The organism is Treponema sp. UBA753 (assembly GCF_002297325.1).
Lineage (GTDB): Bacteria > Spirochaetota > Spirochaetia > Treponematales > Treponemataceae > Treponema_D.
Map to the genome: position 1 here is coordinate 18,785 of NZ_DBKJ01000012.1, position 21,781 is coordinate 40,565.

At 38.7% G+C, this 21,781-nt stretch carries 20 protein-coding genes; 10 read left to right on the plus strand and 10 right to left on the minus strand.

Annotated elements, in window-relative coordinates; genetic code table 11:
- Positions 1 to 113 precede the first annotated feature (113 nt).
- The 5 genes from B4C08_RS00490 to B4C08_RS00510 form a co-directional block, all read right to left on the minus strand.
- Positions 114 to 1,286 (minus strand): phosphoribosylaminoimidazolecarboxamide formyltransferase, encoded by a 1,173-nt coding sequence (locus tag B4C08_RS00490; protein ID WP_296662105.1) that lies wholly within the window; start codon positions 1,284 to 1,286, stop codon positions 114 to 116.
- 14 nt (positions 1,287 to 1,300) lie between these two features.
- Positions 1,301 to 2,596 carry a bifunctional phosphoribosyl-AMP cyclohydrolase/phosphoribosyl-ATP diphosphatase HisIE gene (hisIE, locus tag B4C08_RS00495; RefSeq protein WP_296662106.1) on the minus strand — a complete coding sequence of 432 codons (1,296 nt, stop codon included), beginning with the start codon at positions 2,594 to 2,596 and terminating at the stop codon, positions 1,301 to 1,303.
- 29 nt (positions 2,597 to 2,625) lie between these two features.
- Entirely contained in the window at positions 2,626 to 3,963 is a 1,338-nt protein-coding gene (locus tag B4C08_RS00500) for a dihydroorotase (RefSeq protein ID WP_296662107.1), read from the minus strand.
- Between the two features lie 196 nt (positions 3,964 to 4,159).
- A complete protein-coding gene (locus B4C08_RS00505; RefSeq protein ID WP_296662108.1) occupies positions 4,160 to 6,625 on the minus strand; it encodes an EAL domain-containing protein in 2,466 nt (821 codons plus the stop codon).
- A 252-nt stretch (positions 6,626 to 6,877) separates the two neighbouring features.
- Positions 6,878 to 8,725, minus strand: a complete 1,848-nt coding sequence (locus B4C08_RS00510) for a YgiQ family radical SAM protein (RefSeq protein WP_296662109.1) — start codon at positions 8,723 to 8,725, stop codon at positions 6,878 to 6,880.
- Between the two features lie 269 nt (positions 8,726 to 8,994).
- Between B4C08_RS00510 and B4C08_RS00515 the strand changes: the two genes are divergently transcribed.
- The 8 genes from B4C08_RS00515 (at position 8,995) to B4C08_RS00550 (ending at position 16,392) form a co-directional block, all read left to right on the plus strand.
- Positions 8,995 to 9,984, plus strand: a complete 990-nt coding sequence (locus tag B4C08_RS00515) for a uroporphyrinogen decarboxylase family protein (protein ID WP_296662110.1) — start codon at positions 8,995 to 8,997, stop codon at positions 9,982 to 9,984.
- A gap of 71 nt (positions 9,985 to 10,055) precedes the next feature.
- Positions 10,056 to 10,880, plus strand: coding sequence for a transporter substrate-binding domain-containing protein (locus B4C08_RS00520; RefSeq protein WP_296662111.1), 825 nt, complete (start codon positions 10,056 to 10,058; stop codon positions 10,878 to 10,880).
- A gap of 30 nt (positions 10,881 to 10,910) precedes the next feature.
- Positions 10,911 to 11,612: an amino acid ABC transporter permease gene (locus tag B4C08_RS00525; protein WP_296662112.1), complete on the plus strand. Its 702-nt coding sequence runs from the start codon at positions 10,911 to 10,913 to the stop codon at positions 11,610 to 11,612.
- 12 nt (positions 11,613 to 11,624) lie between these two features.
- The gene (locus tag B4C08_RS00530) at positions 11,625 to 12,356 is read left to right on the plus strand and encodes an amino acid ABC transporter permease (RefSeq protein ID WP_296662113.1); all 732 of its coding nucleotides are present in this window, start codon (positions 11,625 to 11,627) and stop codon (positions 12,354 to 12,356) included.
- Positions 12,350 to 13,102: an amino acid ABC transporter ATP-binding protein gene (locus tag B4C08_RS00535; RefSeq protein ID WP_296662114.1), complete on the plus strand. Its 753-nt coding sequence runs from the start codon at positions 12,350 to 12,352 to the stop codon at positions 13,100 to 13,102. The genes B4C08_RS00530 and B4C08_RS00535 overlap by 7 nt, the downstream gene beginning before the upstream one ends.
- Positions 13,103 to 13,211: 109 nt before the next feature.
- Positions 13,212 to 14,384 (plus strand): trans-sulfuration enzyme family protein, encoded by a 1,173-nt coding sequence (locus B4C08_RS00540; RefSeq protein ID WP_296662115.1) that lies wholly within the window; start codon positions 13,212 to 13,214, stop codon positions 14,382 to 14,384.
- Between the two features lie 6 nt (positions 14,385 to 14,390).
- Positions 14,391 to 15,566 carry a MalY/PatB family protein gene (locus B4C08_RS00545; protein WP_296662116.1) on the plus strand — a complete coding sequence of 392 codons (1,176 nt, stop codon included), beginning with the start codon at positions 14,391 to 14,393 and terminating at the stop codon, positions 15,564 to 15,566.
- 97 nt (positions 15,567 to 15,663) lie between these two features.
- Complete coding sequence (locus B4C08_RS00550; protein WP_296662117.1) at positions 15,664 to 16,392, plus strand: RlpA-like double-psi beta-barrel domain-containing protein; 729 nt, start codon at positions 15,664 to 15,666, stop codon at positions 16,390 to 16,392.
- Positions 16,393 to 16,437: 45 nt separating this feature from the next.
- Here the strand turns inward: B4C08_RS00550 and B4C08_RS00555 are convergent, their stop codons facing one another.
- The 5 genes from B4C08_RS00555 to B4C08_RS00575 are packed head-to-tail and all read right to left on the minus strand — an operon-like array spanning position 16,438 to position 20,582.
- Entirely contained in the window at positions 16,438 to 16,863 is a 426-nt protein-coding gene (locus B4C08_RS00555; RefSeq protein WP_296662118.1) for a DUF3021 family protein, read from the minus strand.
- Positions 16,864 to 16,876: 13 nt separating this feature from the next.
- A complete protein-coding gene (locus B4C08_RS00560; RefSeq protein ID WP_296662119.1) occupies positions 16,877 to 17,314 on the minus strand; it encodes a LytTR family DNA-binding domain-containing protein in 438 nt (145 codons plus the stop codon).
- Positions 17,315 to 17,324: 10 nt separating this feature from the next.
- Positions 17,325 to 18,737 carry a glucodextranase DOMON-like domain-containing protein gene (locus B4C08_RS00565; RefSeq protein ID WP_296662120.1) on the minus strand — a complete coding sequence of 471 codons (1,413 nt, stop codon included), beginning with the start codon at positions 18,735 to 18,737 and terminating at the stop codon, positions 17,325 to 17,327.
- A 28-nt stretch (positions 18,738 to 18,765) separates the two neighbouring features.
- A complete protein-coding gene (locus tag B4C08_RS00570; protein WP_296662121.1) occupies positions 18,766 to 19,929 on the minus strand; it encodes a 4Fe-4S binding protein in 1,164 nt (387 codons plus the stop codon).
- Positions 19,930 to 19,949: 20 nt separating this feature from the next.
- A complete protein-coding gene (locus tag B4C08_RS00575; protein WP_296662122.1) occupies positions 19,950 to 20,582 on the minus strand; it encodes a sulfite exporter TauE/SafE family protein in 633 nt (210 codons plus the stop codon).
- 277 nt (positions 20,583 to 20,859) lie between these two features.
- Here B4C08_RS00575 and B4C08_RS00580 point away from each other — a divergent pair, with 277 nt between their 5' ends.
- Entirely contained in the window at positions 20,860 to 21,165 is a 306-nt protein-coding gene (locus tag B4C08_RS00580; RefSeq protein WP_295796421.1) for a type II toxin-antitoxin system Phd/YefM family antitoxin, read from the plus strand.
- Positions 21,166 to 21,178: 13 nt separating this feature from the next.
- Positions 21,179 to 21,610, plus strand: coding sequence for a PIN domain-containing protein (locus tag B4C08_RS00585; protein ID WP_296662123.1), 432 nt, complete (start codon positions 21,179 to 21,181; stop codon positions 21,608 to 21,610).
- Positions 21,611 to 21,781: the final 171 nt, after the last annotated feature.

Below are 21,781 nucleotides of genomic sequence, written 5' to 3' on the forward strand. Positions count from 1 at the left end.
TTTACTTTCATTGTCAAAACTCAATATTAAACCTAAAAATAGATTTAGCAAGAGATTACCCAGTCAAACTGGGCAATGACACTCGCCCCGCCACGAAAATGACAAAAAAAGCATTAGTGATGGAAAAGTCTGATTCCTGTAAACGCCATAACCATGTTGTATTTGTCGCAAGTTTCAATAACATTATCATCGCGGATTGAGCCGCCCGGCTGAGCTATAACTTTTACTCCGCTTCTGTGCGCACGCTCAATGTTGTCTCCAAATGGGAAGAATGCATCGCTGCCCACTGCGACATCTGTATTTTTTGCAATCCAAGCCTTGCGCTCTTCACGTGTAAACACTGCTGGCTTTTCCGCAAAGAAATTCTGCCATGTTCCTTCAGCAAGAACATCATCATAATCATCGCTTGTATAAACATCGATTGTGTTGTCGCGATCTGCTCTTTTTATGTCTGCTTTGAATTTTAAATTTAAAACCTGCGGACTCTGTCTAAGCCACCATTTGTCTGCCTTGTCGCCTGCAAGACGTGTGCAGTGAATGCGGCTCTGCTGCCCGGCTCCAATTCCAATTGCCTGGCCATCCTTTACATAGCAGACGCTGTTGGACTGGGTGTATTTTAAGATAATCAGGGAAATCAAAAGGTTGTCGCGTTCTTCTTTTGTGAGAGCCTTGTTTTTTGTTACAATATTTTTTAAGCAATTATCATCAAGTTTTATAAAATTGTGTCCCTGTTCAAAAGTTACGCCAAACACTTGCTTCTTTTCTATTTCGGAAGGAACATAGTTTTCATCAATTTGAAGAACGCAATATCCGCCTTTTTTCTTTGCCTTTAGAATTTCAAGAGCATCATCATCATAGCCCGGAGCAATTATTCCGTCGGAAACTTCTTTCTTTATTAAAAGAGCAGTTGCCTTGTCGCATTTGTCGCTAAGAGCAATAAAGTCTCCAAAAGAAGACATTCTGTCTGCACCGCGAGCTCTTGCATAAGCACACGCCAAAGGAGTAAGCTCAACATCATCAGTGTAATAAATCTGCTTAAGTGTGCTGCTCAAAGGGCGACCAACCGCAGCTCCGGCAGGAGAAACATGCTTAAAAGATGTTGCAGCAGGAAGGCCGGTTGCTTCTTTTAATTCCTTTACAAGCTGCCAGCCATTAAGCGCGTCAAGCAAATTTATATAGCCAGGCTTTCCATTTACAACAGTTACAGGAAGCTCTCCGTTTTCCATGTAAACTCTAGCCGGCTTTTGATTCGGATTGCAGCCATATTTCAATTCAAGTTCTTTCATATTAAACTCCAAAATTATTTTTTATGTCTTCTGTCAAGCTCGTTGTAAACATCCTGCCAAGTTACGCCTTCCTTGTACATAAGGACGCTCGCAAAATAAAGCAAGTCGGCGGCTTCCCAGATTACTTCGTCTTTTCCTTCAGCCTCTGTAAGTTCTTCTGCTTCTTCTAGGATTTTTTCGCGGACACGCTTGTCATTTAAAGTCGCAGTATAGCTTCCCGGACGCGGATTTGCAAAACGTTCTGCAATTGTTCCGTAAAGACGCTCCATGCTGCTTTTTTCATCAGCCTCGCTAGAAAAACAATTAAAGCTTCCTGTGTGGCAAACTCCTCCATGCGGAATAACAGTCGCAAGAATTGTGTCCCTGTCGCAGTCAGCACGAAGTTTTACAAGCTCAAGACAATGGCCGGAAGTTTCACCTTTTGTCCAAAGAGTATTTCTTGTGCGGCTAAAGAAAGTAAGTTTTCCAAGCTCAAAAGTTTTTTCCAAGGCTTCTTTATTTGAATAGCCCATCATTAGAACTTCGCCAGCAGGACTTTGGGCAATAACCGGAACCATTCCGTTTGTCTTTTCCCAGTCAATGCAATTTATAAAGCTTTCCTTAAGATTTACAGCTCCAGTATACAATGCCATTCCAAGCTGAACATCGCAATGAAGTTTTTCAAGCTGAACAATCTGCTCAAGGGAATTTACTCCTCCAGCCGCAACAACACGGCATTTTACAGAATCACGGAGCTGCTTTACCATCTCCATATCCGTTCCCTGCATACAGCCTTCTTTTTCCACGCAAGTAAACAAAAGCTCGGAGGCGTATTTTTCAGCTTCTCGCGCGCCTTCAATCAAAGAAATGTCTGCGGTTTCTGTCCAGCCTTTTACTGCGATTTTTCCATTAATTGCGTCTACTGAAATTATAATGCGCTGTTTTCCAATTGAAGATGCAAGCTCGTCAAGGAACTGTGTATTAAGAATTGATCCGCCGTTTTTTCTATCAAGATTCCAAGCCGCAGAGCCAATTATAATTTTTTCAGCTCCAAGCGAAACAAGCTCGCGTGCTTTTTTTACAGTTCTGATTCCGCCGCCAACACGAACATTTCCCTTGCGCAAAAGAGACTTTAAAAGCTCAGTGTTCGCTGTGTTCCCTTTTTCGTCAATATTTCCCAAAGCCGCATCCAAATCTATAACTGCAACTTCGCCATATTTATTGAATTCTGAAATCAATGAGTCGGCATCATCACGCTGAAGAACAAGATCTTTTCCGTTTTTCAGCTGAACAACATGGCCGCCTTTTAAATCTATAGAAGAAATTACCATGCGCTGATTTTACCAAAAAAAAATAACTGTTACAATGATGAAAAAACAATGTTGCCGTTAAAGAATGTCGCCTTTATAAAGCCCAAAAGTTTTTTTCCTTCAAGCGGCGTAAATTTTCCTTTGCTTGCAAATTTCTGACCGCGCACAGTCCATTGCTTTTCCAAGTCAACAAGAACAAGATTAGCTGCAAATCCTTCCTTTAAAAGTCCTTCGTTTTTTAAGCCAAGAATTTTTGCTGGGTTTGCGCTCATAAGCTCTGAAAGTTTTTTTAAACTCATGCCGTGTTCTTTTACAAGCATTGTATGGCAGGCGGAAAATGCAGTTTCAAGTCCGCTGAATCCAGGACTGCCGTTTTTTTTGTCCAAAGCAGTGTGCGGCGCATGGTCGGTTGCAATGCAGTCCGCAGTTCCGTCTTTTAAGGCCTTAATCAAAGCGAGCCTGTCGTTTTCTGAGCGTAGCGGCGGATTTACAATATTAAAAATGCCTGGAGCTTTTTCTCCGTTCATAAAAATATGATGCGGCGTAATTTCAAAAGTTACGTCAACTCCTTCTTGACGCGCTTTTTTTGCAGCCTCTACACAAGCGGCAGTGCTCACGTGGCAAAGATGAATATGGCAGCCGGCATCTTTTGCAAGCCTAAGGTTTCTAAAAGTCGCAGTATCTTCAGCACAAGCCAAAAGCGAATCGGCTTTTCTTAAATTATTTGCAGCATCTTTTTTTTCAGCAGGCGAAACATTTTCTTTTGAAAGAACTTCCAATGCTGCTTTTCTAAACGGACGCGCGTTTTCTGCCAAAAAAGGATCTTCGCAATGGCACGAAACAACAATTTTCTTTTTAGCGGCAATTTTCATCGCTTCAAGCATAACAAAACTGTTGCAAACTTCCTTTCCGTCTTCGCTTATAACCGGAACTTTTTTTTGATCAAGAGATTCAAGGTGGCTTATAGTTTTTCCGTCAAAATCTTTGGTAATTGAAACAGCCTGAATTGTCCTGCATTTTCCAAATTCAAAAGCCTTTTTATTATTAAGCTCTGCCTGCACTGGACTTGAAACAACAGGATTTGTATTCGGCATAAGAACACAAGTGGAAAAACCACCAGCTGCGGCCGCACAAGAACCAGTTTCAATGTCTTCTTTTTGAGTAAGACCAGGATCTCTAAAATGCGAGTGCATATCAATGAATGAAGGCAAAACGCAAAGTCCTTTGGCATCAAGTTTAAAAATTGAGTCGTCATTTAAAAGTTTTTTTAGAGAATCTTTGTCTGGAAATGATTTAATTTTTCCGCAAGCTAAAAGAACTGCGGATTTTTTTTTATCGGTATTAGCATCAACAAGCCGGGCATTAAAAATCAAAACTGCATTTTGCATAGACCCATTATAAAATGAATCCATGCAAACTACAAGATTGAATTATTGATTGCCGCATCAAGTGCGGCAATGACAGAGTTTGTACAAATTATAAAATTAAACATTAAGGTCATTATCGGGCTTGATACTGCGATATTTCTGAACAATTGTAATTTTGATTATCAAGTCAAGCCGGATAATGACAGCAATAAATTTATTATCCAATGCTGCGGAATTTTCTGTTAAAGTCTTCTATTTCTGCCCCGGAAATCGGCTTTGAATAATAGTAGCCCTGAATATAGTCGCAATGGAAAGTCTTAAGCTTTTCATTCTGCCACTGATGCTCAACGCCTTCAACAGTAAGCTTCATTGCAAGCGAATGAACAAGACGCACAATGTTCTTTATAAAGTCGCCTTTTTCATTGGAAAGATAATTGTCCACAAGCGATTTGTCGATTTTCACAACATTAATCGGCAGGAACGTAAGATAGCTAAGAGAAGAGTATCCAGTTCCAAAGTCGTCCAAGGCAAGAGAAATTCCGCGCTTTACAAATTCATTCAAAAGTTTGGAAACCGCTTCCTTGTTTGAAATAAAGAGGCTTTCTGTAATTTCAATGCAGATAAGTTCCGGCGGAATATTATAACGCTTTAAAAGCTCTTCAAGGAAATCAACATAATGAACGTCCGAAACCTGGCTGTAAGAATAATTTATAGAAACCTTGTACAAAGGAATTCCGTGCTCGCGCCATTCCGCCATCTGCCTTACAACTTTTTCTGTAAGGATTCTGTCAATTTTTATAATCTGCCCGGTTTCTTCTGCAATCGGAATAAACTGCGCCGGCGAAACTTTGCTGTTCTTTAGTCTCATAAGCGCTTCGTATCCGTGGATTTCTCCAGTTTCAACATCAATCTGCGGCTGATACGCAACCCAAATTCCGTCGTTTGCAATAGCATCGTCAAGGATTCTTGAAATGCGGTTGTTTTCAAATATTCGGTCGCGCATTTTCTCGTTAAAGAAAACAGTCTTGTTCTTGCCTGAATTTTTTGCACGGTAAAGCGCAATGTCCGCATTTTGAATCATGTTTTCCATTTCATCGTCATTGGAATTTACAATTCCAAAACTAGACTGAATATGGATATTGTTTTCTTCATATTTTATCGGGCTTTCAAAAACAGTTCTAAGCTCTTGAATTTCAATGGAATCCTCATTCAGCTGCTTTTCAAGATAAAGAACAAGGAATTCATCTCCGCCGAACCGCGAAACAAAAATATCTTTTCCGGCAGAATAAGCCTTGAGCCTTGAAGAAATTGTCTTTAAAACAATGTCGCCACAAGCATGGGAATAAAAGTCGTTTATATTTTTAAAGTCGTCAATGTCAAAGAGTATAAGAGAAAACTTTTTTCCGGATTCCTGAATGTCATTGAACACAGCCTGAGCCTTGAATCTGTTCGGCAAATCTGTAAGCGAATCGTGTCCAAGCATATATTCCATTTTTAAGTTTGAACAACGAAGCTCATGGGAATTTCTTACTTCCGTGATTATCAAAACCAAAGAAACAGCAATAAAAATAAGAAGTGAAACTACAATTCCGATTATTCCAAACAAAATTCCGTGGCTGTTTTTTTGCATTTGATCCTGAATATTTACAAATACTGAATTCAGCGGAAATGCGGAAGGCTTTAACTTGTGCTCTTCGATTGCCTTGTAGTCAAAAATAAATTTTCCGTCTTTTATTCTTTGAAACGGAACATATTTTTCACCGTCAATAATATCAAGAGCCATTTTTGCGGCAAGAGCACCGGCTTTTTCGTAGTCAACCATTTTTCCGCCAAGAAAGCCGAATCCTACGCCGTTCGCATTGTGGCTGAATACAGGCGCGGATGTGTTCTTTACAATAAAGTCCGACTGCTCTTCCATGGAATACTTTTTGCCATTGACATCTTGCGAAGCTCCCAGATAAAACACAACAGTCTTGTCATCCAGCGCAGAAAGTTTTTGTCCAATTTGTTCTTTTGTAAGTTCAGAAGTGTCTATTCCTGAAAGCTCTACATCAGGAATTTTTTCACCGGCGTTTATAAAAACATTGTAGTTTTCATAGCCAGCGTCGGTTTTGTCGTAAATGGCAACATAATGTTCCGCAGAAGGAAAAAGTTTTCTTGCAACTGAAATTGTGTCCGCCAAAAACCTTGTTGTGGCAATTCCCCAGAAATTCTTTTTTTCGTAAAGACGTTCTGCTCTAATATTGCTTTCTATGCAAAAGAACACAATAGGAATTCCTGAAAAAAGAGTGTCGCTATTGCGCTCAACAAAATTGCACGCATTATTTCCGCTTACAAGAACGGCATTATATTTTGTGTCTTGTTGCAAAAACTTAATGCGTTCCTTTAAAAATTCAGGAAGCTTTTTATCATAGAAATCATCAGGCTCAAAATATTCAATATCAACATTTACATTGTTCTTTAGGAAAACATTTCTTATTCCTTTTTTCTGAAGCTCAACGACATAAGAGTTTGGCATTGAGCTTACAAATAGTACATTCGCCCTTGGATTTTTTAGCTTGGTATTTACAAGCGCAGAAGACAAACGGTTTTTATATAGAAAGAAACAAAGGGAAAAAACACTGCTCAAAAGAAGAAAAGACGCAATGCCCATCAGAATAGAAAAAGATCTTTTTTTTGCCATAACACTGCCTCCATAAAAAGCCAATTAAAGTCTCGCTTTATGATTAAGCTTTTTAAGCCGTTTTTACGATTTAAATAAATCCTAAATGAAAACGGCAGCCGATATGCAATTTTGCAATGCAAATTTGCAATCTATATTTGGTTATACATGGCTAAATTATATCCCACAAAAATTATTTTTACAACAGTTGCCCCCCCCCACGGAAATTTTTTTCACAAAAACAACTGAATTTTTGCATTTTTAAGCGGAATTTTATAATAAAATTCTTATTAAATCCGCTCTTCCCGTCTGAATCAATGCTTCTTTTACAAGCTGGGCATTTTCTTTTTTGTTAAACTGAAGCAAAGCGCGCTGAAGCCTTCGTTCGTGTCCGCCGCGGGCAACATAGACTTCTTTAAATTTTCCGTCTGAATTTTTTTCATGCGGATTAAGACCTGTGTAATACATGCAAGTGGCAAGGCTTCCCGGAGTTGGATAAAAATCCTGTACTTGGTCTGGAACAAAACCTGTTTTCTTTAAATAAAGAGCTGTTTCAATTGCTTCTGGAATTCCGGCTCCAGGATGCCCCGCAATATAATATGGAACTAAATATTGTTTAAGCCCAAGCTCTTTGTTCGCCTTTGCATATTCTGCAGAAAATTTTTCATAGACAGCGTGCGTGCTTTTTCTCATAAGGGCAAGGACTTTGTCGCTAACGTGTTCGGGAGCAACTTTAAGCTGCCCGGAAACATGGTGCTTGCAAAGCTCGTACAAGAATGTTTTGTCTTTATCAAGCATAAGATAGTCAAACCTTATTCCGCTTCTTATAAAAACTTTTTTTACATTTGGAAGTGAACGAAGTTTTTTTAAAAGCTCTATGTAATCTTTGTGGTCGGCTTTCACATTCGGGCACGGAGAAACTCCAAGGCAATCACGGTTTTTGCACGCTCCGTTTTTCTTTTGAAACTCGCAGGCATCACTTCTAAAATTCGCAGTAGGCCCGCCAACATCATGAATATATCCTTTAAAGTCTGAGTCTTGCGTCATTTTTTTAGCTTCGGACAAAAGGCTTTCGTGGCTTCTGGACTGAATGCGCCGCCCCTGATGAAAAGTTATTGCGCAAAAACTGCAAGCTCCAAAACATCCGCGGCAGCTTGTAAGACTGAATTTTACTTCGGAAAGAGCAGGAATTCCTTTTTTGCCATTTGAAGCAGCCACATCATACATCGGATGCCACTTACGTTCAAAAGGAAGCTCATAAATCGAATCAAATTCAGCCTGTGAAAGAGGAAATGAGGCTTTTTCCTGAATGACAAAACGGCTTTCAGAAGGCTCTGCAAGAACGCTTCCGTTTATTGCATCTGTGTTTTCCTCTTGAATTTTATAAGACAGGGCAAATTTTTCTTTGCTTTCTTTAGTGTTTTTGCTTACATCTTCAAATGAAGGAAGAACTACAGCATCAGATGGAACTTCATCTTTTTTGCCAGTGAACCAGCAAGTTCCTCTTACGCCGCGAATTTTCCGCGCAGGAATTCCTTTGCTAAGCTGAGATGCAATTTCAAGAAGAGCTTTTTCGCCCATTCCGTAAATAAGAAGGTCGGCTTTTGAATCTAAAAGAACAGAATGCTTTACTGTGTTTGACCAGTAGTCATAGTGGGCTGTGCGGCGCAGGCTTGCTTCTATTCCACCGATAATAACATTTGCGCCTTTATATGCTTCGCGGATTTTTGCCACATACTGAATTACAGCTCTGTCCGGACGATGACCTTTCTCGCTGCCGTGAGAATAAGAATCTTCCGAGCGCGGCTTATTATTCGCAGTATAATTTGAAACCATGCTGTCCATTGCGCCCGATGTTACAAGAAACGCAAGACGAGGCTGTCCAAGAACTTTAAAACTTTCCGCAGATTTCCAGTCAGGCTGGCACAAAATTCCTACAGTGTATCCGCGGGATTCCAAAAGCCGCCCCAAAAGAGCCGCTGCAAAAGACGGATGGTCAACATAAGCGTCCCCGGAAACAAAAACAAAATCAAGCTGGTCTATTCCCCGTTCTTCAAGGTCTTTTCTGCAAACTGGCAAAAACATTGTTTCAATATACTTTAGTTTTTGGTTAAAATCCATATTTTAAAGTAAAAATACTTCACCATTATTAATTTCCATAACGAAGTACTATCAAAAAGTTCTATATTTTGCCGATTATCGGGTCTAACCAGATAATGACATTAGTCGAATTTTCAAGTTAATTAACATTAATCAGTTATAGGTTTCTTCTATAGCTCAATATAAAAAAACAGTATAAATAAACCTATTGAACCAATAGGAAATAATCTGTATTGTTTCTTCATCGCGCGGAAAAATTCACTCTTACTTACAGAGGATTGGAGGAAAATATGCCAAACAAAAAGCAACTTGTGCTTGACGCACTGAACAATAAACCAACAGAGCGTGTTCCTGTGGGATTTTGGTTTCATTATACAAAAAACGAAATGCTTCCTGTTTCAGAAAATCCAGAGATGAGAAAGGAAAACTTGGACGGGCACAAAAAATTCGTTCAGGAATTCAAGCCGGACTTTGTAAAACTTATGAGCGACGGATATTTTTTTGAACCAAAGACAGCAAAGTTTTTGAGCAATGTAAAATCCGCAAAAGAACTTTATGAATTAAACTCAGTTTCCAAAGACGACAGCTGGATAACAGAGCAAGTTTCGCTTGTAAAGGAGCTTACTTCTTCGTTCGGAAATGAAGTTCTTACTTTTTACAACATTTTTGCTCCGGCAACAGCATTTAAATGGAGCGTTGAAGGCGCAGACAAAAAACTTGCGCAGTTCATAAAAGAAGACAAATACGCAGTTCTTTATGCGCTGAGCGTAATTGCAAAAAACACACAGGCAGTTGCAGAAGCCGTAATAAGCGAAGGCAAGGCGGACGGAATTTACCTTAGCGTGCAGACAATTCAAGACGCTTTTGTAGGACCTGATTTGTATGCGGAAATAATTTCTCCGTCGGAACTTTCTGTGCTGAATGCCGCAATTGGCGCAGGCGGAATAAATATTTTGCACGTTTGCGGCTACGAGGGAGCAAGAAACAATCTTTCGCTGTTCAAAAATTATCCTGCAAACGCTGTAAACTTTGCTTCTGTTGTTGAAGGAGTTTCGCTTGCAGAAGCAAAAAAAATTTTCGGCGGAAAAACAATAATCGGCGGATTCGCAAACACAACAGACGGAATTCTTTTTAGCGGAACAAAAGAAAAAATTCAAGCTGAAACAAAACAGATTTTAAAAGATTCTGGACGCACTGGAATAATTCTTGGAGCGGACTGCACAATTCCGCGCAACACAGATTTGCAGCATCTTGAGTGGATTCGAGAAGCCGCAGAGTAAAAAATATACAATTCAAATTGTCATTGCTGGAACAAGTGCGGCAATGACAGAAAAAATAAACGAGGTGAATTATGAAAAAAACAATTTTAGCTTTTATTGCATTGGCAGCGATTATTCCGCTTTCTGCAAAACCCAAAAAATCGGGCGGAAAAATTCAGAAAATCCGCGTGGCTCACACAAACTATTATGTTCCTTATGATTTTGTAAACGACAAAGGTGAATCTGACGGATTTGAAGTTGCTGTTCTAAAAGAAGTTGACAAGCTTCTTCCGCAGTACGAATTTGAATATTTTCCGACTTCCGACGATGACCTTTTGATTGGAGTTCTTCAGGGAAAATATGATGTTGGAACAAAAGGCGTTTGGATTACAGAAGAGCGAAAGAAAAAATATATTTTTCCGCAGACTCCAATTGGAGCCAGCATCATTGGAATTGTAATCAGAAAAGACACAGCGGATAAAATAACAGACATGAAATCGTTTGCAAAGTTTTCAGGAAAACTTGTTCCAATCGGACCTTCGAATGCGCAGTACAACATTATCGATGAATACAACAAGCAAAATCCAAATGCAAAGGTAAAACTTGTGGCAGGCGATCAGTTCGAAGCGGCAGACGGATATGTTTGGGTTGTTGAAGGCAGATACGATGCCCGGGTAGACATAAAGCTTTCGTTCCAGAACAACATTGAAAAAGAAGGCGCGCCTTACGCAAAATACAAAGACAAGCTTTCTTATGTTCCATACAAGGCGATTCCAACCTGGCCGCTTTTCAATAGAAAAAATCAGGCTCTTGCAAACGCTTATGACGAAGCAATAAAAACGCTCAAGGAAAACGGCACGCTCGAAAAACTTTCACAGAAGTATTTTGGCGAGGACATTTTTTCCTCTGTAGAATAAAAACGTTAACTTTGGGAGCACCGTAAAACCATGGACAGACCATTTTATCCTGAAAAAATTCTTGAGCTTATTCCAGTTCTTTTGCCTTATCTTTTGGTAACTTTTAGGATTATCGCAGGAACAATTTTGACTGGGCTTTTTATAGGATTTTTTCTTGCAAAAGGAATGCTTTCTTCACGCAATGCACCAAGGAAAATTTCTTCCTTTATAATAAACGCATTCAGATGCACGCCTTCTATTGTAATGCTGTTTGTAGTTTTTTATGGGCTTCCAAATTTGTTTTGGGCAATATTCAAAGTTGACATAAACAGCTGGGCAAAATCATTTTTTGTTATTCTTGCGCTGGGACTTTTGTTTTCAGCAAGCGCGGCGGAAATAATGAGAGCAAGCTATCTAAGCGTCCCAAAAGGCCAAAGAGAAGCTGCATTAACTTCCGGGCTTACAGAGTTCCAAAGCTTTTGGCGGATAATTTTTCCGCAGGCATTTGCAGTGTCGCTTCCGAATCTTGGAAACAGTTTGATTGCTCTTTTAAAGGAAGGCTCGCTTGCATATACAATCGGACTTGTGGACGTAATGGGAAAAGGAAATCTCTTTATAAGCATGAATTTTGGAGCTTATGCTGTGGAAACTTATACAGCTCTTGCGCTCATTTACTGGACGCTCACAATTTCTATTGAGCAGATTTTCGGCAAGCTGGAAAAATATTTTTCACGCGGAAGAAAAACTTTTTAACTGGGAGAACTTATGTTTGACGTGGAATTTTTCTTTAGAACATTCTGGCTTTCTTTTAAAGCTCTTCCTGTTACTTTAAAAATAACCGCCGTGGCTTTTGCAGGTGGAATTGCGATTGGATTTTTGATTGCGCTTTGCAGAATACACAAATTAAAAGTTCTTTCGCAACTTTGCGCATTTTTTGTTTCATTTATAAGAGGAACTCCGATTGTTCTTCAGATTCTTGTTGTGTATTCAATAATTCCGTCGCTTTTAAATTCAGTTTTTAAAAATGCCGGAAGCTCAATAGATGTGTTCAAAATAAATCCGATTGTCTACGCTTACATTGTATTTTCATTGAACAACACGGCGATTCTTTCTGAAGTATTCCGTTCAGCCCTGCTCACTGTAAGCAAAGGCCAGTTTGAAGCCGGAATTACTTGCGGACTTACAAGCTATCAAACCTACAGAAGAATTATAATTCCACAGGCACTGGAAAGCGCGCTCCCAAATATCTGCAATGCCACCGTAAATCTTATAAAAAATACTTCGCTTGCATTTATGATGACTGTAAAAGACATTACAGCAGTTGCAAGAATTGAAGCTTCTTACGGCTACAACTATATTGAGTCCTATCTTGATATTTTTGTAATTTACATAATTGTGTGTTCTATAGTTCAGCAAATTTTCAGGCTGGCAGAAAAGAAAGTTTCAGTTTATAGAACAGGAAGACCCACGTTAAAATTGGAAGGTGAAAAATGCTGAAAGTAAAAAATGTGCACAAGTCTTTTGGTGAAAATGAAATATTAAAAGGCGTTGACTTGACAGTTGAAAAAGGAGACGTTGTTGTAATTCTTGGACCTTCCGGCTCTGGAAAAACAACATTCCTGCGCTGCCTTGATTTTCTTGAAACTGCGGACGAAGGCGAAATGGAATTTGATGAAATACATACAAGCCTTTCTCATCCGCATAAAAAAACTGTTCTTCAAGTGAGGAGGAAAACCGGTTTTGTTTTTCAAAACTACAATCTTTTTACTAACAAAACTGCGCTTGAAAATGTAATGGAAGGTCTTGTTACCGCAAGAAAAATTCCAAAGGAAGATGCAAAAAAAACTGCGGAAGAAGCTCTTTTAAAAGTCGGACTTTTGGAACGCAAGGATTTTTATCCGTCGCAGCTTTCTGGAGGGCAGCAGCAGCGTGTTGGAATTGCGCGTGCTATTGCGGCGAATCCTGATGTTGTGCTTTTTGACGAGCCTACATCCGCGCTTGACCCGGAGCTTGTTGGAGAAGTTCTTGGCGTTATAAAAAAACTTGCAAAGGAAGGAACTACAATGATTGTTGTTACGCACGAAATGAGTTTTGCAGAAGACGTGGCGACTCAAGTAGTTTTTATGGACGGCGGAGTTGTTGTAGAAAAAGGCACAAGCGCACAGATTTTTCAGCATCCAAAAGAAGAGCGCACAAAGAAATTTCTTCAGCGTGTGTTAAAGCCAATTGAATATATAATTTAAATGTCATTCCCCCCCAGGAGAATCGGGAAATCCATTCAAGATTGTCGTATCAACTATGACAATGACATTAGATTCGAAATTTAGACAATAAAAAAATTAGGCGGAAAAAATGGCGTTATCAATAGAAACAAAATGCATTCACTTGGAAGACGAGGACAACTGTAAAAATCACTACGGCGCGGTAAGCTTCCCGATTTATCAGACAGCAACTTACGCGCATCCGGGAGCCGGAAAAAGCACAGGCTTTGATTATTCGCGGTTGCAAAATCCAACTCGTGAGCAGCTTGAAAAAATTGTTGCTTCACTTGAAAACGGAATCGATGCGTTTGCGCTTTCAAGCGGAATGGCTGCAATAAGTCTTTTGATGGAACTTTTTTCTCCAGGCGACAATCTGATTGTGGATTCCGATCTTTACGGCGGAAGCATAAGGCTGTTCGACAACGTTTCAGCAAAAAACGGAATAAAATTTATCCGCACAGAATTCAGCAAAGTTTCTGACGAAAATGGAATTGAAAATTTAATCACAAAAAGTACAAAGGCGCTTTACGTGGAAACTCCCACAAATCCGATGATGAACGTTTCTGATATTTCGCTTCTTTCTAAAATTGCAAAAAAGCACGGACTTCTTTTGATTGTGGACAATACATTTCTTTCGCCGTATTTTCAAAATCCGCTTAACCTTGGCGCAGACATCGTAGTTCACAGCGGAACAAAATATCTTGGCGGGCATAACGATACGCTCGCAGGATTTATTGTTACAAATAAAACTGAAATTCAGGAAAAACTTAGATTTCTTATAAAAACAACAGGAGCTGGACTTGCGCCATTTGACTGCTGGCTCATTTTGCGTGGAATAAAAACATTGGCTGTAAGAATGGAACGCGCGCAGGAAAACGCATTTAAAATTGCAAACTGGCTAAAAGAAAATCCGCTTGTTAACCGCGTAATTTATCCTGGTTTTTCAGAGCATCCGGGACACAAAATAATGAAAAGGCAGGCAAGAGGATTCGGCGCAATGATTACATTCCAAGTAAAGTCGCAAAAACTCGCGCTTTCGATTCTGGAAAAAGTTTCGCTTATCCGTTATGCTGAAAGTCTTGGTGGCGTTGAAACTTTAATAACTTACCCTACAACCCAGACGCACGCTGATGTCCCTGAAGAACTTAGAATAAAAAACGGAATCACAAACGCAACATTGAGGCTTTCTGTTGGAATTGAAAACTGCGATGATCTTATAAAAGAATTTGAGCGGGTATTTTCACAGGCGCAAAAAGAGGAATAGAATTTTATGGAACGGAATCTTGACTTTGACACAATCGTAGACAGAAAAAATACAGACTGCTTAAAATACGATTTTGCAGTTCGGCGCGGACTTCCAGAAGATGTGCTTCCGCTTTGGGTTGCCGACATGGACTTTAAAACTTCAAGCTATGTAACCGATGAACTTAAAAAAGTCTGCGAGCATGGAATTTTTGGATATACAGAAACTCAAGGTGAATACTTTAACGCAGTTTCTAGCTGGATGAAAAATCAGCACAACTGGAAAGTTCAGGAAAAGTGGCTTATAAAAACTCCGGGCGTTGTGTTCGCACTTGCAATGACGGTAAAAGCCTTTACACAAAAAAATGATTCCGTTATTTTGCAACTGCCGGTTTACTATCCGTTTATGGAAGTAATCCGCGACAACGAAAGAAAAGTTGTAAGCAGCGATCTTGTTTTAGGCGACGACAATCGCTACCACATTGACTTTGCTGACTTTGAAAATAAAATTATTCAGAACAACGTAAAGCTGTTTTTTTTGTGTAGTCCGCATAATCCTGTGGGAAGAGTCTGGAACAAGGAAGAACTTTTGCACCTTGGGAAAATTTGTCTGCGTCACAAAGTCATTGTTGTAAGCGACGAAATTCATAACGACTTTATTTTTGAAGGGCAGCACAACGTGTTTGCTTCGTTAAATGAAGAGCTTGCAAATATAACTGTAACTTGTACTTCGCCAAGCAAAACCTTCAATCTTGCAGGAACGCTTATTTCAAATATTTTTATTTCAAATCCTGGGCTTAGAAAAAAATTTAAAAGACAAGTTGACGCTGCAGGAATAAGCCAGCTGAGCGTGTTCGGAATAAAAGCTTGCCAAGCAGCGTATCAAAACGGAATTGAATGGTTCACTTCTGTAAAAAAGTACATAAAGGCAAATATTGATTTTATTGAAGAGTTCACGCAGAAAAATCTTTCCAGCGTAAAAATGATTCACCACGAAGGAACTTATCTTGCTTGGCTTGACTTCCGTGGAACTGGACTTAATGCGCAGGAACTTGAAGACGTGATTATCAACAAAGCAAAACTTTGGCTTGACAGCGGAAAAATTTTCGGAACATCGGGAAACGGATTCCAGAGGATAAATGCCGCCTGCCCTCGAAAAACTCTTGAAGAAGCAATGCAAAGAATTCAAAAGGCACTTCAATAAATTTTGTTGAAAAAGTTAAACAGTGCTTTTATAATCTTTGCATGAAACATTTTAAATTATTTTCTTTATTCAAAGCCATTGTTTGCATTGCCGCCTTATGGGGGGGCTTTGTAGCTGCTCAGGTTTAGACGGAATTTTTTCAGATGACAAAGATGACAATAGCTCAAAAGAATCTTCATTTACAGGAAAATATACAGAACCAACAACAGGAACTGTCACTTTTTATGAAGGGTACGATGCGGCTTCTGTGGCATATTATGTTCCGCAGATTGAAAACGGATTTTATAAATGCGCAGTTTCTGAACCAAAACTTGCAGAGCTTCCGCCGGGAACTGCCCTTGAAATAACTTACAATGGAACAACAATTCATGCTCTTATAACTGACCTCTGCCCTTCTTCATTAAACAGCAACTGGACAAGCAAAAGTTCATATTTCTTTGACCTTGCAAAAGACGCATTCACAAAACTTGCGGATGAAAGCCTAGGGGTCATTGACGTTACATTCAAAACAACTCCATACCCAACAAAGTCAAATATTTTCTTTCAGGCAAAAGACGGAATCAATGAAAATTGGCTTGCCGGAAGATTTTACAATATGCGCTATCCGCTGCAAAAAGTTGAAATCAGCATTAACGGTTCTGCGTACAAACAGATGACACGACTCTCTTCGCAAAACAACTGGTACAAAGTTGACGGGCAAAACTTAATTTCTGGGAAAAAGAAATTCCGCCTAACAGACGTTTACGGACAAGTCATAGAAACAAACGAAATTTCTTATGTTGCGGCAATGGGAACATACAACTGCGGAAAAAATTTCGGGTATTAGGCTAGCATTGAAAATGGAAAAAAATATAAACATCTGTAAATAAAGTTATTCCTTTTGACGGTTAGCAATCTGCAGGTTCATTTTTTTTGCTTCCTGCAGACTTCTTAAATATTCAACAAGAAATACAATAGAAAAAACTGCAACAACTGCCAATTCCATTCCCACAAGCATTTTAATATTTCCGAATATGAACCAATCAAGTTTATAACCAACAACTAGAACTAAAATGTTTATAATCAAAAAATATAAAATCCGCAAGGCAATAAGTTTTCCTTTTGAAAACTCATCTTCCTTTAAAAACGGAATGTATAAAACAGAAGAAATAAAGGCAATCAAAAAAACTCCAAAGATGTATGACAAATGCAGCTCAACATCTGCGCCACAGCAAGCATAGCAGTATATTCCAGAGCAAAGAAAAATTCCTGTTGAAATAACACAAAACATATTTACAATTCTTGCAACTGAATTCATTTTTAACCTCCGCTTACATTCCAAGTTTTTCTTTTAGCAATGGAACATACATTCTTGAAATTATAACTTTGTAGCCGTTTTTCAAGACAGCTTCAAATCTTCCGCCGAACGCAGGAACAAGCTTTGCAATTTTATTTATGTTCAGGACAACAGCTTTGTTCACTCTAATAAAATCCTTGGAAAGAAGCTCTTCTTCCAGCTGATAAAGCTTGCTCTTTGACTCGTATACATTTTCTTTTGTGTACGCAAAAACATTGTTGTCCACGGATTCAAAATAAAAAATTTCCTTTGGTTCAATAACGACAATCTGCGAATCTTTAAAAATCGCAAGTTTGTCTTTTCCGCTTTTAAAAGAATTCAAAAGCCGGATTATTTCAGGACTCAAGTTTGAGCACTTTACAATTATTTCGTCCTCACTTCCTGAATCATTGTCTAAAATCGTAATTTTCATTTTCTGTATTCTACTGCTTTTGAAAAATTTTTTCTGCATACCAGGCATTTCGCTTGGCGTCTGTTTCACGTCCTGCCTTCCTGAAATTTTCCGCGGCGCAAACATAGTAATATGCAAGCGTTGTTTTCTTTTCATCTGAATCTTTGTCAAAATCCGCGCAAGATTTATAAAGCTCTGCAATGCGCTCAAAGTCAGCTCCAGCCACTGCGGATTTTTTAAATACACTTTCTGGAACTGAAGAAGCGACATTGGCACGGTTTAAAAGAACTTCCATTTCGTCATCACTTCCGGCGCAAAGAGAAACAGCTTTGTCCAGATAAACGAAAGACTGCTTTACAAGTTTCATTGCCGCAAACACATTTGAATTTCCACCGCGGATTGCAAGGCACGAACCATAGTACGCATTTGCAAGCGCAGAATTTTCGTTTTCATCCACAAGTTCTGAAAAAAGTTTTTCAGCTTTTTTATATTCCCCATGCTCAAAAAGACAAATTGCATATTCAAGTTTTTCAGAAAATGAAACAGGCTCATCTTTTGTTTCATCAAGCGGAATTATTTTTTGCTCCTGAAATTCCTTGTAGCGTTTCTTGACTGCATTTTCAAATGTTGTGTCTTGCAAAGAAGATTCATCTTTCATTTTTACTTCAACTGGAAAAAGTGTTCTGGAAGAAAGCTGCTGGCTCTGCGGAATTTTCAAAGAATATCCGTCTAGCAAATCATAAATTTTTTCATCAGAATCTGAAGGCAAAAACCCGCCTTTGTCCCACTCAGAAAATCCTCCAGCAACAACATAGTGCCAAGTAATTTTTGAAGTATAAAATTTCTGAAGTTCTTTTTGTGCAAGCGGAATTCTTACAAAAACTTCTTTGCCGTTACTTATAAAATAGTTTTCAGTTTCGCAGATAAAGTCGCGCCTTGAATTATAGACAGTTCCATTTTCCTTGTTTACCCATACTGCAAAATTCCATGGATGAAAAATATCAAACTTTACATTTTCTGCATCTGCAAACAAAGGTTCTGTTGAACCGCCGCTCATATTTTCTGCGCCAATGTAAACCATAATGTTTCGCACATCTGGAATTCCGCACTTAAACTCAAGGTCAAGCTGCCAGTATTCCGGATGCTGCTGCCAAACAGCTTCATAAACAGGCTTGTGCACAGTGTAGCGAATCAAGTCCAGCGAGCCTTTTTCAAACTGCTCATAATGCGGATAATTTAATTTTCCGCTTCCGTTGTCATCACAAACTTCATCAAAAAAATCCGCAACAATTTTTCCGCCGTTAAGCCAAGGAGAATTTTTCAGCTTCAGCGATTTTACCATAAAATTTTGAACAGAATCTTCATTTATAAAAAACAATGAAATGCCGGCGAAACACATAAAAGCACACAAAAAAGTCATAAAGTAATAAACAAGTTTTTTCATTTAAATCTCCAATTTAATAAGCTGATGTTTAATGCGCAAAAAATTTCAAAATTATTTCGATTGAATTAATTGTAAAAGTTTGGGACATAATCGCACCGAACGTAAAGGCCGCAAACCTGAACAAATTTTCAGGCTCAAAGAATTTTTGAATTCCTTTTGCAAATTTTGTTTTTGGCTCAGGGGAACAGCAGGCTTTATTAAATCTAAATTGATAAGAAATTGCTTTTTCAGGACAAACTGCAATGCATTCTCCGCATTTTGCACAAGTAATTTCCGGCGAAGCTTTTTTCTGCTGAATTGTTGCAACATCGATTGCTCCAAACGGACAGACCTGCGCACATTTCATGCAGCCTTTGCATTTTGCACTGTCAATGCGCATTTTAAACGGACTTAATTTGTCGGTCAAAGAAGCAAATGCGCCAAACGGACAAAGCAAACTGCACTGTGTTCTGCGCTTAGTCAAAATCGGAAGCACAACAACAAGTCCCAAAAAAAGTCCTATAAAAATAATGCCAGCAATAAGTCCAGGAATTGTCGTCATAGGAAAAAATTCCGTTACAATTTTATATGGGCAGAACCAGTCGCAATAAAGAGCCGACATAGTTCCAAAGCAGGCAAGAGCTAAAAAGAACAAAAAGCCAAACTGAAACTCTCGGATTTCCTTGTTATGCGCCAAAAGATTAATCCGCCTTTTTTTTGCGACGTGAGAAAAACCTTCATCCCAGCCGCCGTAAAAACAAACCCAGGCACACCAGCCGCGTCCAAGAACAAGCGTAAACACAAGCCAGATTGCAAGCATACTCGCAATTGAAGCAAAATGCCCTGAAACTCTTGCCGGAAAAATTACAGTTTGCGTTGCAAGATAAGACAAAAGTCCCTGCGGAATTACAATGTGGCAAAACGGAAGCTCGCAGGTTGCAAGAGCCTCGTTGGTAATTGCCATGCTTCCCCTTTCTGCAAAAAGATTCGCAATAAATCCAATGCAAAAAAACACCGCGTAAGTTGTCAAAAAAATTCTGCGGTATACAGTTCCGCTTCCTTTCTTTTTATTTTCTGCGAATGTCATTCCTCCGTAAAGAAACATAAGAAACAAACCGTAAAAAATAGATACTGCGGAAAATCCATTGTTGGCAATGACAAAAAATAAAATTACAATCGACATCAAGCCGCAAAGAATAACTGGAACAATCATTTTACCCTCTGTAAAAAAAACTAAAAAAACAGTTTTATCAAGCCTTCAAAAATAAGGAAATAAAATCCGATTAAAAGTTGCGCAATCCGTGAAATTCTTTTCATCACAGGAAATATTTTCTGAACAAACGGAATTCCAAGAAGCGGAAGAAAAAACGGAAGTGTCCCAGTATAAAAGAAAACAAGATAAAAAATTCCTTTCATGCCGGTCAAAAAGACAGAACGGGCAATGGCAGTCCACAAAGGAGCGCAAATATGAAGCCCTACTGCAAGCCCCGCAAAAACCGCAGTTACATAATCGTTTCCCAGTTTTTTTAAGCCAGCACATTTGCAGCCATCTTTTTTCCAGGGAAACTTTGCGCCGAATGAATTTAAAAGCAACGCGGTCCCACAAAAAATGTAAGCGCATACAGAAAGACGCCTTGCAAAATACGGATCAAAAAATTCACTTGCAAGAAGACCTGCCACACTTAAAGCAACTCCAAGAACAAAATACATCGCAAGCCTTGAAGCCAAAAATAATCCAATCAATCCCGTATTCCGCCTGCAAGAAATTTTTTCTGTCCCGAATAAAAACGGAATCAGCACAGGACCGCAGTACATTACGCAGTAAGTTCCTGTTGAAAGCCCCAAAAGCACAGCCTCTAAAATCATTTTCAACCTCCAGCTTTTTGCAGAACTTTACAGGCTAACAAAAAAATAAAAAAGATGATTTTAAGCGACTTGCAAAAACAAGAATGTAAGCTGCAAAATTTGAAAGGTGAAAATGAAAAATAAAAGTGGAATATAATTCAAAACAAATTATTGAAAAATTATAAAACTACAATCAATCAAGATTTTAGCCACAAATTTGACATTTTAGCTAAATAATATTATTCTATTAAAGGTCTTGAAAAAATCAATTTTTGCTTTAGTTTTTACCGGAGGTTTTATGATTTCAATATCAGTTGGTATCGCAAAAAACAAATTACCATATTACCTTCACCTTGTTGAAGAAAAAGGCGAAAGCATCCAAGTTACAAGGCACGGAAAAACTGTAGCCGTTATCAACAATCAAGAAACTTCCAATGCCTTAGACAAGAAACAACTGTTTATGACTTCATTAAAAAACTGGCGAAAAAAATTCTATTCTGAAAAACTTTCTGAACCTCAAATTACAAATGAAGAAATTGATTCAATCTTTGCAAGAAAAAAAGATACAGATCCGTTCATAAGACATCCAGAAGATTTTGAATAACTTTGAGGCAAGCATGAAACCGATATATCTGTTGGACACGAATATAATTTCAGAACCTTCAAAACCCATGCCGAACAAAAATGTTGTAAATAAAATTTTAGCAAACATTGAACATTCGTGCATTTCTTCAGTTGTCTGGGCAGAAATATTGTCTGGCATAAAATCACTTCCAGAAGGCAAAAGAAAGGATTATCTTTTTGATTATGCCATAAATCAAATCCGGAAATTTTTTGCTATTCTTCCTTTTGATGATTTTGCCGCCAGCGTTTATTCAGATATGTTTTCCAGACTAAAACAAAAAGGAAAACTGCCAACAAAAATGGATTTACTGATTGCTTCAACTGCCATATCCAACAACCTGATTTTAGTAACAAGGAACACAAGAGATTTTAAAGACATAAAGCAAGTTTCAAATCTGATAATTGAAAACTGGTTTGAAGAATAAAAAAATCCGCCCATGCCTCACAAAAGCATGAAGCATAAACAGATTAAAAAAAACTGACATTGAAATTTTCATCGCCAACAAAGACCAATGCCACCTATTTCTTTTTCGACACACTGAATATGTAGCTCTTAGCGCAATCCGCTTTGCGTCTTGCTTACCGAGTTTTCCCTG